This window comes from Pantoea ananatis PA13, from assembly GCF_000233595.1.
In the GTDB taxonomy this organism is placed as follows: domain Bacteria; phylum Pseudomonadota; class Gammaproteobacteria; order Enterobacterales; family Enterobacteriaceae; genus Pantoea; species Pantoea ananatis.
Map to the genome: position 1 here is coordinate 3,143,212 of NC_017554.1, position 16,717 is coordinate 3,159,928.

The window sequence follows — 16,717 nt, forward strand, 5'->3', positions numbered from 1 at the left end:
GTGGCAACGACTTAACGCCGCTTCGCACGCGGTTTGCGCGTGCCGGGATTGGGTTTGGTGTTTCTGGCCTCGGGTTCAGGCGTGACCGGCTGCTCAATTGAAAACACCGGCAGCGCCGCCAGCAGCCGACTGCCGTAAGCTTTACTCAACAGGCGGCGATCGTAAATAACAATCTCGCCAAAACACTGATGGCTGCGGATCAAACGCCCGACCTGCTGAATCAGCGTAAAAGAGGCGCTGGGTAAGCTCTGTACCTCAAACGGATAACGCCTGAGGCTCTTCAGCCATTCGCCCTCGGTTAAAATTACCGGACTGTCTATGGGCGGAAAAGCAATTTTATGGATATGTACCTGACTGAGCAGCTCACCTTTTAAATCCAGCCCTTCCGCAAACGACTGCAGGCCGATGAGAATACTGGTATCGCCCTGCTCTACCCGTTTGCGGTGCAGGGCGATCAGGCGACTGCGGGGCTGATCGCCCTGCACCAGCATCATCAGTCGTAATTCCGGCAGCGCCTCGACAAACTGTTGCATGGCGCGCCCGCTGGCAAACAACACCAGCACGCCTTTATGCTTTTCTGTCTGCATTTGCTGGCGGAAAAAGGCCGCCATCTCCGCGATATGCTCAGCCTCATTCGCCATCAACGGTTCGTAGCGCATCTGCGGGATCACCAGCTTGCCCTGATCGACGTGGCTGAACGGCGACGCCAGTGCCACAAAACGGTCGCCCGCCTTTTCATTCAACCCCGACATTTCCTGCAGGCGGCTAAAGCTGTTCAATGAGCGCAAGGTCGCGGAGGTCACGACAACGTGAGGAATCTTGCGCCACAGCATTTTTTCCAGCTGATCGCAGACGCGAATTCCCGCGCAGTGGAAGAACAGGTGTGCCTGACCGTCGCGCAGTTCACGGGTTATCCATTTTGAAACGGGCGCACCAGAGGCTTTTTCCATCGCAGCCAGTCGCCACAGCTTGCTGACTGATTCAAACCAGCCAAAGTGGCGGTTGAGCTGCAATAAATTGCGGTGCAGACGCACGAGATCGACGCTTCCGGTTTGTTCACTCAAGGCGTTAATCAACCCTTCGCTGAGTCCACGTAGCCCGTCGCTCAGCTTGAACAGCCGGGCGCACAGCGCCAGCAGCTCGTCGGGTAAGGTGCCCAACACGAAACGAAACTCGCCGGGTTGATTGTGCGGCGGAAGCAATGGGCTTAATGCCTCACTTATGGTGGCAAGGCGTTCGCGCAGTTCATCACAGTGGGCTTTAAGACGTTCGGGATTAGCCAGCGGCGGGGGTGATTTGGGCCGCATCTGGCTCATAATCGCCTCCACCAGCTTCACAAACAGATCGAGCTGCAGGCTGGTCCAGCCGGGCGTGATATCGGCGCTCATCTCCAGTGCATCACGCGCCACTTCAGGCAGGTGATGCCCTTCATCCAGCACCAGCATCAGATTTTTGGCCGGGGGCAGCACCGATTCGTTTTCCATGGCCGCCATCACCAGCGCGTGGTTGGCTACCACCACATCGACCTGCTCGATTTCCCGCCGGGCAACGAAAAACGGACATTCGCGGTACCAGCGGCAATGCACGCCAAGGCAACTGGCTTTGTCAGTAGACAGACGCTGCCACAGGCTGTCGCTGACGTTCTCCTCGCTGTGATCGCGCAGGCCATCCCACTGGTAGCGATCCAGTGACTTTTGCAGCCGTCCGCACTGGATCTGCTCTTCTTTGGTGCTGCTGACCGCTTCGTCATCCAGGTAGAACAGCAAATCGGCCTGCTGATTATCGTCTGCAACCAGCGCGGCCAGATTGCGCGGACACACATAGCGCCCCCGGCCAAAGGCCGCCGTGAAGGTCAAATCCGGAATGATTTTTTTAAGCAACGGCAAATCTTTGCTGAAGATCTGATCCTGCAAGGCGACGTTGGCCGTGCTGATCACCAGCCGCTTCTCTTCCGCGCGGCTGACGGCGATGCCAGGAATAAGATACGAAAGCGTTTTGCCCACGCCAGTCGGCGCTTCTACAGCCAGGTGGCGCCCGTCATCACCCGACAGACATTTCGCGACCTCCGCGATCATCTGCCGCTGAGCAGGACGGGGAATAAAGTCTGGCACCTGTTGCTGCAGCGCTTTATACCACTGTGCGATCTGGCTTTTTAATGCTGCTGTCAGGGCCATGTTAAGATTACCACTTTACTCGATGGCCTGTATTTTTACACAGTATCGCAGTGACGTCAGCTTTCGGGTCTTTTTTTTCGTGCTGGCTTCAGAAAAGGCCTGCTCGTGCTGTCGGGTCAACAGCAGGCCACAGCCGCCGTATCGTGTTGTCGCGTCTTGCGCAGGGATAAGGCGGCGGCCCGAAGGCCTGTACTTCAGCCGCCGTGCGAATCCAGCACCTTAAACATCACCGTGGTCGCGTCCAGTTTTCCCTCAATAGACTGCGCATAGGCAGGAATCTCACCCGCAACCTGCCAGTGCAGCGCGCGATAAAGATCGCTGGCCACGTCCCCGGATCGGGTGTCCAGCACCAGCAGGCGCTTTCCCTTCTGATACGCCCGCTGTTCTGCCTGCTGCATTAACCTGCGCGCTATCCCCTGCCGCCGCGCCTGCGGATGCACGAGCAGCTTACTGACTTCGGCCCGATGGCTTCCATTGGGCATGGCGCTGTCATTGAGCATCACGGTGCCCACCACCCGGCCATGCTGGCGGGCAACCAGCAGTTCACTCTGGCCTTTTTCCAGCGCGGCAAGCTGATTTTGCCAAAAAAGGGTTATCACACTGATGTTTTCAGGATCGATAAAACCGATGCTGGCACCCTCGGCCACACAGGCCTGTAAGACCTGGGCCAGTTCGGGTAAAACCTGTTGTGCCTCAGCGGCGCTGAGTTGTTGATACGTCATCATGATTTGCAGACCACCAGTAAGTAGCGGGCACCTTCAGTAAGATGTGCCTGAAAAGCGGACGCGCCGCTAAGATGAAAACGCAGGCTGTCGCCGGGTGCCAAGGTCCAGCTCTGCGCGCCCATGGTTATCGTCAGCTGTCCCTGTTGCATCCAGATATGTTGTTCCATGCCCTGTAGCGGTGGCGCGTCGTATTCGACGCGCGCGCCGGGTCGCAGTGTGCCTTCGATCAGCTCACAGCGGAAATTATGGGCGGGCGGTGAGACATTGCGGCGGCTAAATCCACTGGCTTCGTCGTTCCAGATCGGCTGGCGTTCGCGAGGGATCAGGAGATCGCTTTCCGCTTCCACTTCACTCAGCAGGCGCGACATGGTCAGACTGTAAGCCACACACAAACGATTAAGCAGGGCAGCCGTTGGGCTGGTTTCAGCACGCTCAATACGCGATAATGTGGGTCGGCTAATGCCGGTGGCGGTTGAGAGTTCATCAAGTGACCAACCCTGCTTCATCCGTAATTCTGCAAGGCGGGCTGCTAAGCGTTGCTCCGTATTATCAAAAGACATGTTTTATCTCACTTATGAAAAATAAATCTCATAATTGAGATGGGACAACAATTAAGCGCAGCCGTCAAGTTGTACATCTAAAAATTGGTTGTACAACTTAACAGGCTTCGTTATGGTGTTTTAACTCAGGTCAGTTTAAAGAGGTAAATATGACCTTATACAGTATCGGCGATGTCGCCGAACGCTGTGGCATAAATCCGGTTACCTTACGCGCCTGGCAACGACGTTATGGATTATTGAAACCACAACGTACCGAAGGCGGTCATCGACAGTTCGATGAAGAAGATGTTCAGCGTATTCAGGAAATCATGCGCTGGATTGAAAGTGGAGTACCAGTAGGCAAGGTCAAAGCACTACTGGAAGGTGGAGATGTTGATTCCAACGATGGCTGGACCGCCATGCAGGACGAACTCATCAGCATACTGCGCCATGTAAGACCGGCTAAGCTACGCAACAAGATCGCTTTAATTGGTCGCGAACATGCGGTTGATGCCTTGATCGATCACGTTTTTATGCCCATAAGGCAGAAACTCAGTCTGGATCAGAATACAGCACGGACAATGTGCAGCCTGCTGGATGGCATCCTAATCGACTACGTGGCTTTTTGTCTGGCAAGCAGTCGCAAAAAAGCCGGTAAAGAAGCGCTGATTATTGGCTGGGGCATTGAAGATCGCACGCGCATCTGGCTGGAAGGATGGCGACTGTCGCAGCACGGCTGGCGTATCGACGTGCTTGCCGAACCGCTTGATGTTCCCCGACCCGAGTTATTTCCGGGGCTGAATATGTTTGTTTTTACCGGTAAAAGACTGACGCGCCGTCAGCAGGAACAGCTGGCACACTGGCAGGAACAGGGATTCTCTGTACGTTTGCACGACGCACACTGAAATAAAAACGCACGCTCGGCACTATGACGGCTGCCTTGCGCGCGCTATTATCCCCGCCTTGACGTAAACACCCTCAGGTTAGTTATGAACTGGAAAAAAACATTTTTTGCCACGCTGTTTGCCATTATGGCTATCGGCGGCACCAGTGGACTTATGCTGGTCGGCTATTCACTTATCGTTCATTCACGCTAAGACGGCGCTGCAGCCGTTCAAACAGGCGATCGCTGACGATCGCTAACAGCCCGACCAGCAACGCGCCTTGTATGACATAGGCGGTATTAAAGCCGCTCAGGCCGATGATGATGGGCGATCCCAGGCTCTTTGCCCCGACGGTAGAGGCGATGGCCGCCGTGCCGATATTGATGATGACGGAGTTACGTATCCCGGCAATGATCACCGGTGCCGCCAGCGCAAGCTCAACCTGCCACAAACGCTGCCAGCCACTCATGCCGACACCCACGGCGATCTCACGACTGCTGGCCGGGACGCTGTCCAGCCCCGCCAGTGTGCCCTGTAAAATTGGCAGCAGCCCATAAAGCAGCAATGCCACCACGGCAGGCCACGCGCCGAATCCCATGACAGGCACGGCTATCGCCAGCACCGCCACCGGCGGGATCGTCTGACCGGCGGCGGCGATGGTTTCCAACAACGGGCGAAAAGCCCGTCCCGCAGGGCGAGTGACCAGCACACCGCTGCCGACGCCGATAACAACCGCCATCAGGCTGGCGGTTACCACCAGAAAAAGATGTGCCAGGGTGAGCTGCCAGAAACTGTCCTGCTGATAAAGCGGGCGGGCCAGATCGGGAAACCAGGCGGCAAACACGGGGCCGCTGTAGGGCATGGCCGCCAGCAGGCTGAGATAAAACAGGACCAGCCACAGCAGAGGATCGGCTAACCGTCGCATTGTTGAGCCTCTGCGTGATGAAGGAGATCGCTGAAGTAGAGCACGCCCAGCGGTTGCTGATGCGCATCTACGACGGGCAGTTTATCCGTGCCGCGGCTGATAAACTGTGACAACGCTTCGCGCAGGCTCAGCGTCGCCGCCAGCGGCTCGGCATCCAGCCATTCCCCACGACGTACTGCGCGTCCCACCTGGCCAAGCGCCAGCAGACGCAGCCCTATCTCGCTGCGCCCCAGAAAATCACGCACAAAGTCGTTGCCTGGTCGGGTCAGCAATTCAAGCGGTTTACCCTGCTGAACGATCTCACCGTCGTCCATAAGTACAATATTGTCGGCCAGCGTCAGGGCTTCATCAATATCGTGCGTGACCAGCACGATGGTGCACCCTGAGGCACGGTGAATGCGTAACATCTCCTGCTGAAGCGCAGTGCGCGTGACCGGGTCCAGTGCGCCAAAGGGTTCATCCATCAGCAGTACGTCAGGATCCGCCGCCAGCGCCCGCGCAACACCAACGCGCTGCTGTTGTCCCCCGGAGAGCTGATGCGGATAGCGGCGAAGTAATGCCGGATCCAAATTCAGCAGTGCGATCAACTCGTCAATACGTTCGCGCCTGCGCGCTTTTGACCAGCCCAGCAAAGCAGGGACGGTGGCCATATTCTTTTCAATCGTCCAGTGCGGAAACAGACCAATCGACTGAATGGCATAGCCGGTACGGCGGCGCAGCGCCTGGGCATCCATCTGACGAATAGATTCACCTGCAAAGCGGATTTCCCCTTCATCGTACTCCACCAGACGATTAATCATTTTAAGCGTGGTCGATTTACCTGAGCCCGAGGTGCCCAGCAGCACGGTAAAGGTTCCTTTTGCGATGGTCAGCGACAGGTTTTTAACCGCGGCTTTACCCGCAAAGAACCGGGTGACGCCATCAAACTGAATCATCTTTTCTCTCCAGCAGGGAAATCAACAAGCGGAATAACGCATCCAAAGTCACCGCCATCGCAATCACCGGGATCACGCCTAACAGCACTAAGTCCAGCGCGTTGCTCAGCAGCCCCTGGAAAATAATCGCGCCGAATCCGCCTGCGCCGATCAGCGCCGCCACCACGGCCATGCCCAGTGTCTGCACCACCACAACCCGTATGCCCGACAACCACACCGGCAAGGCCAGCGGCACCTCCACGGCGAAAAACTGCTGCCTGCCGCTCAGCCCCATGCCGCGCGCACTTTCGCGCACGTCTGGCGGCACCTGTTGCAGTCCGGTTACCACGCTGCGCACCAGCGGCAACAGGGCATACAACACCAGCGCGATCAGCGCGGGCGCCATGCCAATGCCGCTGATGCCCCAGGCACCTGCCCAGGGAAAGCGTTTTGCCAGCCCCGCCAGTGGGGCAATGAGTAAGCCAAACAGGGCCACGGAGGGCACCGTCTGAACCACATTCAGCACGCCGAAGACGCTGCTTTGCCAGCCGGATCGCCGGTAAAGCACGATGCCCAGCGGGAAAGCAATCAGTAAAGCAGGCAGGACGGTGGCGACCAGTAGCGTCAGATGACGCAATAAGGCCGCATCAAAGACCGACTGGCGGTTGGCATATTCTTTCAGTAACGACAGGTCGTCCAGCTGGCCGCTGAACAGCAGCCAGAGGGGAAGGATCCATACCAGCAGATTCAGCACCAGTTGCCACAGCCTGCGGCGGGTGAGCGCACGCGCGGTATCGGTGATCAACAGTAGCGTCAGCGCGCTGCCGCACCACATGCCGCTCGCAAAGCTGGTTCGCGCCAGTCGGCTGCCCTGCCCGGTCAGCACCCTGGCCTGGTCGCCGCTGAGCCAGATCATGACCGCCAGCACCAGCCCGGCGCTCATTAACTGCAACGCGCAGCGAAACCCCGTCGGTCTGGCCCACAGCAGTAACCACAGCAACGCCAGCGGGGGCAGAAGCGCCATGCCGTGCGACATTTGCCAAAGCATCACCGGCTGGCCGGCAACCAGACGATTAGCCGCAAAGCTGACAAACGGCAGGCAGCCTGACGTCAGGCTCAGTAACATAATCAGTACCAGCGCCACCGGCTGCTGTCGAGGCCGGGATATCGCCTCCCGCGATAGCCACATCGGTTACAGCAGCTTTTTCTGTTCTAACCACGCTTTCGCCACGCTGCTGGCGTCCTGCCCTTCAACGGCAATTTTGGCGTTGAGCTGCTGCAATGTCTTTTCATCCAGCGCACTGAAAACGGGTTTAAGCCATGCAGCCATTTGCGGATAAGCCTGGAGAACCGCTTCACGCACTACTGGCGCAGGCGCATAAATGGGCTGAACGCCTTTTGGGTCGCTGAGCGTTTTCAGGCCCAACGCGGCAACCGGGCCATCCGTACCGTAAGCCATGGCGGCGTTGACGCCTGACGTTTGCTGCGCGGCTGCGCCGATAGTCACGGCGGTATCGCCCCCGGCCAACGATAACAGCTGATCCTGTTTTAACGTAAAGCCATAGGCTTTTTCGAATGCGGGAAGCGCATCACTGCGTTCGATAAATTCCGCAGAGGCAGCCAGCTTGAACGTGCCCCCTTTTTTCAGATAGGCGCTGAGATCGTCAAGGGAGTTAAGGTGATTTTTCTCCGCGACGTCGTTACGGACCGCGATGGTCCAGGTGTTGTTCGCCGGCGCGGGCGTCAGCCAAACGAGATGATTTTTTTCGGCATCAAGTTTTTTCACTTTTTCATAGCCTTCGCGGGCATGCTTCCAGGCACTGTCTTTTTCATCATTAAAAAAGAAGGCTCCGTTGCCGGTGTATTCCGGGTAGATATCCAGTTCGCCCGCGGTGATAGCGCCCCGCACCACCTGGGTTGCCCCCAGCTGGATTTTGTTAACGGTCTTGACGCCGTGCTTTTCCAGCACCAGCAGGATGACATTGCCCAGCAGTGAGCCTTCAGTATCTATCTTGGAACCCACACGCACCGGGTCGGCCGCGTGCGCCGTTCCCAGACTCAGCAGTAAAAGGCTGATGCCGGCCAAACCGCGAATGTTTGCCATGATGCTTTCCTTATTGATGTATTCATCTGGAAGTACGGTTGGCCGTAGGGATAACCTGCCAGGCACGCCCACCGTTTTAGAGGTTGCAATAAAAGCGTAGCCTGGCAATCGCATTCCGCGATCTGTTTTGTCCTGAAATCAGACGCGGCTAACCCTGACCGCATCGGCCAGGGCTCGGTGATTAAGCCGGGAAAGTGAAACTGTCGAGACAGGCAGGAATACGGGGAAAGGTATGAAGGAACCAGGGCGTAAACTGCTGGGGCTGCTGCTGCATTTGCTGGGCAATGTCCTGCATTGAGCGGTAGTCAAATGCATCCGCCTCCTGCGGGTTAAGCACGGGTAGCGCGTCGCTTACGGCAAAAAAGACATGGCCGTACTCGTGCTCTGTCAGGCCATTACTGAGCGGCAGGTTATAGCTCAGTTCGAAGACAGGCGTCAGCGACAGGATCATGCCCATTTCTTCGCGCAGACGGCGTTCGGCCGCCTCTTTGGTCGATTCATGAGGATAAGGATGGCCGCAGCAGGTATTGCTCCATAATCCGCCGCAGTGATATTTATCACTGGCGCGACGCTGGAGCAGCAGCTCCTGCCGGGTGTTAAAAACGTACACCGTGACAGCGCGGTGCAGTAATCCTTTTTCATGCACTTCCAACTTTTCCATTTTGCCGGTGGGACGATCAAGATGGTCGACGAGGATAACTTCAATAGCAGACATGAGGATTCCTTGAGTGTATTCCTCATTATTCTGGCACAAGATTGGGGAGGTTGAGGGGATAAAATTGTGCTGTTTATGCACAAATCTGTCAGACGGCAATGGCGATCGTCAAAAACGTCAGGCCAGCGGGCGCTGGCCTGACTGTGAATTACAGTTTGAAGCTTTGTACAACCTGTTCCAGTTGCAGACTCTGGGCTTCCATCGCCTGCGCGGCAGAGGAGACCTCTTCCACTAAGACGGCGTTCTGCTGCGTGGTGCCGTCAAGCTGAGTAATGGCAACGTTAACCTGTTCGATGCCCATGCTCTGCTCACGACTGGCGGCCATGATCTCGCTCATTAGCGTAGTGACGCTGCTCACGCCCTGCACCAGCTCGTCCATGGTTTGTCCTGCCTGTTCGACCAGCTGACTGCCTGCATCGATATTCGCGACCGACTCCTCGATCAGTTTTTTGATTTCACGTGCGGAGTTGGCCGAACGCTGCGCCAGATTACGCACCTCCGAGGCGACCACGGCAAAACCACGGCCCTGCTCGCCAGCACGCGCGGCTTCAACGGCGGCGTTGAGTGCCAGGATATTGGTCTGGAAGGCAATGCTGTCGATCACGCTGATGATATCGACGACTTTACGCGAAGAGTGGTGAATTTCGCCCATCGTGCTCACCACCTGACGAACCACTTCCGTTCCGCGCGACGCCACTTTAGAAGCCTCACCCGCCAGCTGGTTCGCATGCGTTGCGTTGTCGGCGTTCTGGCGTACGGTGCCGGTCAGTTGCTCCATAGAAGCCGCCGTTTCCACAATCGAGCTGGCCTGCTCTTCCGTGCGCGAGGAGAGGTTGGTGTTGCCGCTGGCAATTTCACGCGACGCCGCAGAGATGGCCAGGGCGCTGCTGCCGACCTGCTGCATTAACCCCTGCAGATAGCTGATAAAGTGGTTAAAGCTCTGCGCAACGGCGTTAAATTCCGGGCTGTTACTGGCTGGCAGACGCTGCGTGAGATCCGCGCCCCCTGTCGACAGCGCTTCGATATTTTGGTTGAGCATGCTCAAACGCTTCATCATGGCGCGCATGAAACCCAGCATGACCAGCAACAGAATAATGGCCAGAGGGATCTGCACCAAACCCAGGCGCATCAGCATATTGTGGGACTGGGCTTTCAGCAGGCTGGACGGTACGCTACTGGCCAGATACCACGGGCTGCCCGGAATAGCCTGCAGAAACAGCGTTTGCTCGCCATCGTTGCTGCTATAGGTTGACTCTGCGGACTTTGTCCCCGCACTGGCAAGCATCGCTTTCAGCGGCGCAGCCATAGGATTTTGCAGATCGCTCAGGTTTTCGAGTTTCGGCGTGCCGTTAACCAGCGCCGCGTTACCCACGACTTTGCCGTCGGACTCAACGATCAGGACGTCTCCATGAATCGCCTCGCCCATCTTTTTAGCCAGTTGGTTGAAGAAACCCAGCGTAACGTCGATGGTGGAAACGCCCCAGACTGTCCCGTCGCGGTAGATTGCCATGGCACAGTTGGTACGCGGCTGTGGGCTGGCGGCATCCTGATAAGCTTTAGCCCAGGCGCACTGCCCTTTCGGCGCGGCCATGCCGTCTTTATACCAGGGCTGCTCCCAGTATTTGTCCGCGGCTTCAGAGTTCCAGTAGGTGTTAACCTGGAGCTTGTTGCTGGCGTCACGTGCAAAAAAGCTGCTGTCTTTCTCTTTACCCGCCTCGCGACGATGGGGTAAAGGCCAGATACCGCCACCGAAAACGTTACTGTCCTGATACTGGTTAACCAGTGCAGGTAATAAGGTGTCGATGGCGGCGCTGTCGATGACCGAGGCGGCCTCGGTAATGGCACGTTGCTGTGCCTGAACACGGTTCATTTGCTCAACGATGCCGGTTGCCAGCGAATCCACCTGATAGCGAATCAGGCGGCTTTCATTGTCCACCAACTGAGGCGCGACAAACTGGTTGATCACCCAAATAGTGACCAACACTAGCGCAACAAAAAAACCGATAAGCGTTGCTGTGAAGCGGGATTGCGTGGTCTTTAACATCATTGTTCCCCTGGACCTTTTGTGGCGCTATTGCCTGATCGGGGTTAACGGCACGGCAAGGGGGAACTTGAGTAGACCAGATCACAAATTTAACAAGTCTTTTAACAATAAAGATATTTAGTTACGCCAGGTCAGTAACTTTTTCCATCAGGAGGAAAAATCGCCCTGTCTCCGGCGTTTATTCTGTGTTCACGACCTGTTCACGCGGTCGAAATATGTGCGTATTTCCCCCGGCGGTGAGCCGTTCACGCAGATGCTGCCCGCCCTGGGCTTCGCTCTGGGCAAATTGCCGTTCCGCTTCGGTTACCGGCGTGGCCCACAGGAGCGTGGGTCTGTCGCCATCCTGTCTCGGCAGCGCGAACTGGGCCTGTTCCGGGGCCAGCTCGTTGGCTAACAGGTAGCTTTCGAATCCCACCGGTGCCACCTCTGAGGCCAGCGTATGGCCTTCACCCAGCCAGGTCAGCCGCGCCCACGGCAAATGGACAAATTCAGCCAGCGCGCTGGCCATCTGGACCGCATTGCTTTCTGTCATGACTTCGCCATCGACCGCCATCGCCAGCTCTGCCCGGCGGTACTGCGGGGCCAGCTCATCGAACAGAAAATCAACCTGCGGCATGGGGCGAATGCTCATGCCCAGGGTCAGAAAGTACCAGATGCCGTTATGGTAGTGCTGAGAGAGCGCCATGGGCGGCCAGTTGCCCTGATCGATCGCGTAGTATTTGACCGACTCGCCAAACTGCGCCTGATAACAGGCCAGCAAGTCCTGTTGCACCTTGTCCCATTGGCTGCCGTCATGCCATTCACGCCAGAACTGGCGCTGCTGTTCGGCAAGGGCATAGTAATGATTGGTCGAGGCTGAACCGAGCGGCGCGGTCAGGCGGTTTTTTTTGATACAACCGGCGGAGAAACTGACCTGTTTATCCTGGTAAAGGCTCCAGCCAGGAATTACGGCAAGAAGTTGCCCGTAGTACCACAGTGCCGCTCCCGCATCTCCGGGTTCCCAGAGAATTTGCAGACCTGCGGGATCCAGCGGCGGTTCAGCTTCCAGATTACGGCAGTATTCTGCACTCAGCAGAGGGGCAATGCCCTGTTCCATCGCCTGGTGATCTTCCTGAACCGGCGCAGGGAGCAGGTTTCGTAACCAGCAGCCACGCACCGCAAACTGGCTACGAAACAGATCGGTTGGCCAGATATAGAAATAAGCAGTCCGCGCATCCTGTTCGACAATTGCCGTCAGGGTGCGCTGCTGATTGTGGACTTCAGCAATCAGTGATTGATACGTCATAGCGCCTCGACAGTACTTGAGGAATCCATTTTCCCCGAGGATAGAGCAGGATCACGTCTGCTGCCACGACAGGCAAGGGTAAAACTCTCAAAGTGAATCGATGAAGGCAGAAGGCAGAAGGCAGAAGGCAGAAGGCAGAAGGCAGAAGGCAGAAGGCAGGAACGGAGGATAAACCCGCCTCCCCGAACGGGGAAGCGGTGACATCGGCAGGAACCTGCAACCAGGTCCGTCTGAGGTTTACTGATAGGTGAACTGGGTGTTTTGCGTGCGGACTGAGTCCAGACCAATCATGACGTTAAATTTACCCGGTTCGGCAACGTGCTTCATCTGCTGGTTCCAGAACTTCAGCGCATCCACATCAATCTTAAAGGTCACCTGCTGAGATTCACCGGCTTTGAGCATGATGCGCTTAAAGCCATGCAACTCTTTTACCGGACGGCTGATGCTGGCAACGGGATCGTTAAGATAGAGCTGTACCACCGTGGCACCGTCCACTTTGCCGCTGTTCGTTACGGTTACGCTGGCTTCGATACTGCCGTTATGCGCCATCGTTTCTGATGAAAGCGTGACTGGCGATACGGTGAACGTGGTGTAGCTCAGGCCATAACCAAACGGGTAAAGCGGGCCGTTTTCCGCATCGTAGTAGTGCGATGTGTACTTGTTGGGCTTGGCAAAATTGTACGGGCGGCCGGTCGGTAAATGGTTGTAATAGATGGGGATCTGACCCACGGAGCGGGGGAAAGACATCGGCAGTTTACCCGATGGGTTGTAATCGCCAAACAGCACATCCGCGATAGCATTGCCCCCTTCTGTTCCGCTGAACCAGGTTTCCAGCATGGCATCGGCCATTCTGTCTTCATCAACCAGCGTCAATGGGCGACCATTCATCAGCACAATCACCAGCGGCTTGCCTGTCGCTTTCAGCGCGGCTAACAGCTTCTGTTGCGAAGGCGGGATCATCAGATTACTGCGGCTGGACGCCTCGTGCGCCATGCCCTGCGCTTCCCCTACCGCCGCCACGATGACATCGGCCTGCTTCGCTTTCTCGACCGCCTCATCAATCATTGCCTGCGGCGAACGCGGATCGACCGCCACGGCCGGTTCATACATGTTGAGGAAGTCCTGAATGCCTTTGTTATCTGACACGTTCGCGCCTTTGGCGTACAGCAGCGTGGCTTTGCCTTCGGTGGCGTTTTTCATGCCCTGCAGCAGGGAAACCGACTGTTTGGCGACGCCCGCCGCCGACCAGCTGCCCATGACGTCACGCTGGCTGTCGGCAAGCGGTCCAATCAAGGCAATGGTGCCAGATTTCTTCAGCGGTAAGGTATCAAGGCGGTTTTTCAGCAGCACCATACTCTTGCGGGCCACATCGCGGGCTTCCGGGCGGTGTAAGCGGCTTTCTGCGTTAGTATCCTGCGGATCGCTCTCTTTCGGGCCAAGATGACTGTAGGGATCGTTAAACAGCCCCATATCGTATTTCACATTGAGCACGTGCCGGGCCGCATCATCGATTTCGGCTTTGCTGACGATGCCGCGCTTCACCAGGTCGGGTAAATACTGGCTGTAGTATTCATCGCTCATACTCATATCTACGCCAGACTTAATGGCAATACGCACGGCATCCTGGGGATCGCTCGCCACACCGTGCTTGATCAGCTCTTTAATCGCCCCGTGATCGCTGATGGTTATTCCTTTGAATTTCCATTCATGACGCAGCAGATCTTTCAGCAGCCAGCTGTCGGCCGTCGCGGGCACGCCATTAATGGAATTCAGCGCGACCATTACGCCGCCGCTGCCGGCATCCAGCGAGGCTTTATACGGCGGCAGGTAGTCCTGGAACATGCGCTGTGGGCTCATATCCACGGTGTTGTAATCGCGTCCGCCTTCCACCGCGCCATAGAGCGCAAAGTGTTTCACGCTGGTCATAATGTTGTAGCGGTCTGCGGGGCTTTTGCCCTGCATCGCCTGCACCATGGTGCGTCCCATGGCAGAGGTTAAATAGGTGTCCTCGCCGAACCCTTCAGACACGCGGCCCCAGCGCGGTTCACGGCTGACGTCGACCATCGGTGCCCAGGTCATATTTAACCCATCGTCCGCCGCTTCATAGGCAGAAATGCGCCCCACTTCATTGACGGCGTCGAGATCCCAACTGGATGCCAGCGCTAAGGGAATCGGGAAAATCGTTCGCTGCCCGTGTACCACGTCATAGGCAAAAAACAGCGGAATTTTCAGGCGGCTTAGCTGCATAACCTGGTCCTGCATCGCGCGAATATCCTGACGCGTCACGGTATTAAAAATGGCGCCAACCTGACCTTTGTGGATCATCTCACGTACGGCTTCTTTTGGCGTATCCGGGCCCACGCTGATTAAACGTAACTGGCCGATTTTCTCGTCCAGCGTCATTTTTTTCAGCAGGTTGTTCACGTAGGCATCACGCGCCTGTTCGGTCATGGGATGGTGAACGGTGGGCTCCCCGGCAAATGCAGGTTGCAGAGCAAGGGAAACAGCGAGGCTAACAGAGCAAATCCATTTCATCAGGTTGGGTTCTCTTAAGTAACTGCGCAATATCGACTAAATGCAGAATGCCATCTTCAGAGCATAGCATGTCACCTGCGGCTATCACACTGCGCCCGACGCAACTCACGTGCTACAGTAATGACGCATGCATAAGACAAGGGAATTGCCCATGATGACACCTTCTGCCCTGATCGCCGATCTCCGCCGCCAGGTCGGCTCTGGTAACGTACTGACCGAGGCCGCCCATACCGCCCGCTATCGTAAAGGCTTCCGTTCCGGTGAGGGAGACGCGCTGGCGGTCGTCTTTCCTGCGACGCTGCTGGAACTGTGGCGCGTCCTGCAAACGCTGGTGACTGCCGATGCCATTATTCTGATGCAGGCGGCGAACACCGGCCTCACCGAAGGCTCAACGCCGCAGGGTAACGACTACGATCGCCCGCTGGTCATTGTCAGTACCCTGAGGCTGGATAAGCTACAGCTGATCGACAACGGCAAACAGGTGCTGGCCTTTCCGGGGAGTACGCTGTATCAGCTGGAAAAAATCCTCGCGCCGCTGGGCCGCGAGCCGCATTCCGTTATTGGATCATCCTGCATTGGCGCGTCGGTGCTGGGTGGCATCTGCAACAACTCCGGCGGTTCACTGATTAAACGTGGCCCGGCCTACAGTGAGATGGCGTTGTTTGCCCAGATTGATGCCCAGGGACGGCTGAAGTTGGTTAACCACCTTGGTATTGAGCTTGGCACCACGCCGGAAGAGATTCTGGGGCGGCTGGATGATGATCGCTGGCAGCCCGGGGATGTGCTGCATGACGGCCGTCATGCCTCCGATCACGACTACGCCGAACGGGTGCGTGATGTTGATGCGGATACGCCCGCCCGTTTTAACGCCGATGCCCGCCGCCTGTTTGAAGCGTCGGGCTGCGCAGGCAAGCTGGCGGTATTTGCGGTGCGCCTGGATACGTTTGCGCGCGAACCGCAACAGCAGGTGTTTTATATCGGCACCAATGATGCCTCGGTACTGGGTGACCTGCGCTGCCATATGCTGGCGAATTTCAACAATCTGCCCGTGGCCGCGGAATATATGCATCGGGATATCTACGACATCGCCGAAGTCTATGGCAAAGATACCTTCCTGATGATCGACAAGCTTGGCACCGATAAGATGCCGCTGTTTTTCAGTCTCAAGGGCCGGGTCGATGGCTGGTTGAACAAACTGTCGTTTATCAAACCGCATCTGAGCGACCGACTGCTGCAGCGCGTCAGTCGCCTCTTCCCCGCCCATCTTCCCAGGCGCATGAAACAGTATCGTGATAAATACCAACACCATTTAATGCTGAAAATGTCGGGTGATGGCATTGCGGAGGCGCGTGACTATCTGCGTGAGTTTTTTCGTGAGGGCGGCGGCGAGTTTTTTGAATGCGAAGGTAAAGAAGGTGCGCATGCCTTTCTGCATCGCTTTGCGGCCGCGGGCGCGGCGGTGCGCTATCACGCCGTTCATGCGGATGAGGTAGAAGATATTCTGGCGCTGGATATTGCGTTGCGTCGCAATGATAAAGCGTGGTTTGAGAGCCTGCCTGATGAGATTACCCAGTCGATAAGCCATCGCCTTTATTACGGGCACTTCTTCTGCCATGTCTTCCATCAGGATTACATTGTGAAAAAAGGCGTGGATGTTCATGCGCTGAAAGAAAAGATGCTGGCGATTTTGCACAGCCGCGGGGCGGAATATCCGGCAGAGCATAATGTCGGGCATCTGTATCAGGCCCAGCCACAGCTCACCGCGTTTTACCGCAAGCTCGATCCCACCAACAGCTTTAATCCGGGCATCGGTAAAACCAGTAAGCTAAAAGGCTGGGCGGTAAAACAGCCCTGACTGGGCACGTCGCACCTG

14 protein-coding genes are annotated in these 16,717 nt (G+C 56.6%); 3 read left to right on the plus strand and 11 right to left on the minus strand.

Annotated elements, in window-relative coordinates; translation table 11 throughout:
• Window positions 1-11: 11 nt before the first annotated feature.
• The 3 genes from dinG to PAGR_RS14805 form a co-directional block, all read right to left on the minus strand.
• A complete protein-coding gene (gene dinG / locus PAGR_RS14795) occupies window positions 12-2,174 on the minus strand; it encodes an ATP-dependent DNA helicase DinG (protein ID WP_014593252.1) in 2,163 nt (720 codons plus the stop codon).
• Between the two features lie 194 nt (window positions 2,175-2,368).
• Entirely contained in the window at window positions 2,369-2,899 is a 531-nt protein-coding gene (locus tag PAGR_RS14800) for a GNAT family N-acetyltransferase (RefSeq protein ID WP_014606254.1), read from the minus strand.
• Entirely contained in the window at window positions 2,896-3,459 is a 564-nt protein-coding gene (locus PAGR_RS14805; protein ID WP_013025144.1) for a helix-turn-helix domain-containing protein, read from the minus strand. Before PAGR_RS14805 ends, PAGR_RS14800 begins: the two co-directional genes overlap by 4 nt.
• 149 nt (window positions 3,460-3,608) lie before the next feature.
• Here PAGR_RS14805 and PAGR_RS14810 point away from each other — a divergent pair, with 149 nt between their 5' ends.
• Entirely contained in the window at window positions 3,609-4,343 is a 735-nt protein-coding gene (locus PAGR_RS14810; protein ID WP_013025143.1) for a MerR family transcriptional regulator, read from the plus strand.
• A gap of 84 nt (window positions 4,344-4,427) precedes the next feature.
• Entirely contained in the window at window positions 4,428-4,535 is a 108-nt protein-coding gene (locus PAGR_RS24475; RefSeq protein ID WP_013025142.1) for a YohO family small membrane protein, read from the plus strand.
• Here the strand turns inward: PAGR_RS24475 and PAGR_RS14815 are convergent.
• The 8 genes from PAGR_RS14815 to bglX all read right to left on the minus strand — a co-directional run bounded on the left by PAGR_RS14815 (window position 4,516) and on the right by bglX (window position 14,844).
• Window positions 4,516-5,247 (minus strand): ABC transporter permease, encoded by a 732-nt coding sequence (locus tag PAGR_RS14815; RefSeq protein WP_013025141.1) that lies wholly within the window; start codon window positions 5,245-5,247, stop codon window positions 4,516-4,518. The two genes, PAGR_RS24475 and PAGR_RS14815, sit on opposite strands and share 20 nt — an antisense overlap.
• Window positions 5,235-6,182: an ABC transporter ATP-binding protein gene (locus PAGR_RS14820; protein WP_013025140.1), complete on the minus strand. Its 948-nt coding sequence runs from the start codon at window positions 6,180-6,182 to the stop codon at window positions 5,235-5,237. The genes PAGR_RS14815 and PAGR_RS14820 overlap by 13 nt, the downstream gene beginning before the upstream one ends.
• Entirely contained in the window at window positions 6,169-7,350 is a 1,182-nt protein-coding gene (locus PAGR_RS14825; RefSeq protein ID WP_014606255.1) for an ABC transporter permease, read from the minus strand. Before PAGR_RS14825 ends, PAGR_RS14820 begins: the two co-directional genes overlap by 14 nt.
• A gap of 3 nt (window positions 7,351-7,353) precedes the next feature.
• A complete protein-coding gene (gene osmF, locus PAGR_RS14830; protein WP_014606256.1) occupies window positions 7,354-8,265 on the minus strand; it encodes a glycine betaine ABC transporter substrate-binding protein OsmF in 912 nt (303 codons plus the stop codon).
• Window positions 8,266-8,446: 181 nt separating this feature from the next.
• Window positions 8,447-8,980 (minus strand): isopentenyl-diphosphate Delta-isomerase, encoded by a 534-nt coding sequence (gene idi, locus PAGR_RS14835; RefSeq protein WP_014593247.1) that lies wholly within the window; start codon window positions 8,978-8,980, stop codon window positions 8,447-8,449.
• A 148-nt stretch (window positions 8,981-9,128) separates the two neighbouring features.
• Window positions 9,129-11,024 (minus strand): methyl-accepting chemotaxis protein, encoded by a 1,896-nt coding sequence (locus PAGR_RS14840; protein WP_026021034.1) that lies wholly within the window; start codon window positions 11,022-11,024, stop codon window positions 9,129-9,131.
• Between the two features lie 178 nt (window positions 11,025-11,202).
• Complete coding sequence (locus PAGR_RS14845) at window positions 11,203-12,309, minus strand: suppressor of fused domain protein (RefSeq protein WP_014606257.1); 1,107 nt, start codon at window positions 12,307-12,309, stop codon at window positions 11,203-11,205.
• A 237-nt stretch (window positions 12,310-12,546) separates the two neighbouring features.
• Complete coding sequence (gene bglX / locus PAGR_RS14850; RefSeq protein ID WP_013025134.1) at window positions 12,547-14,844, minus strand: beta-glucosidase BglX; 2,298 nt, start codon at window positions 14,842-14,844, stop codon at window positions 12,547-12,549.
• Between the two features lie 151 nt (window positions 14,845-14,995).
• On the opposite strand from bglX, the gene dld reads away from it, so the two are divergent.
• Window positions 14,996-16,699, plus strand: a complete 1,704-nt coding sequence (gene dld, locus PAGR_RS14855) for a D-lactate dehydrogenase (RefSeq protein ID WP_014606258.1) — start codon at window positions 14,996-14,998, stop codon at window positions 16,697-16,699.
• Window positions 16,700-16,717 lie beyond the last annotated feature (18 nt).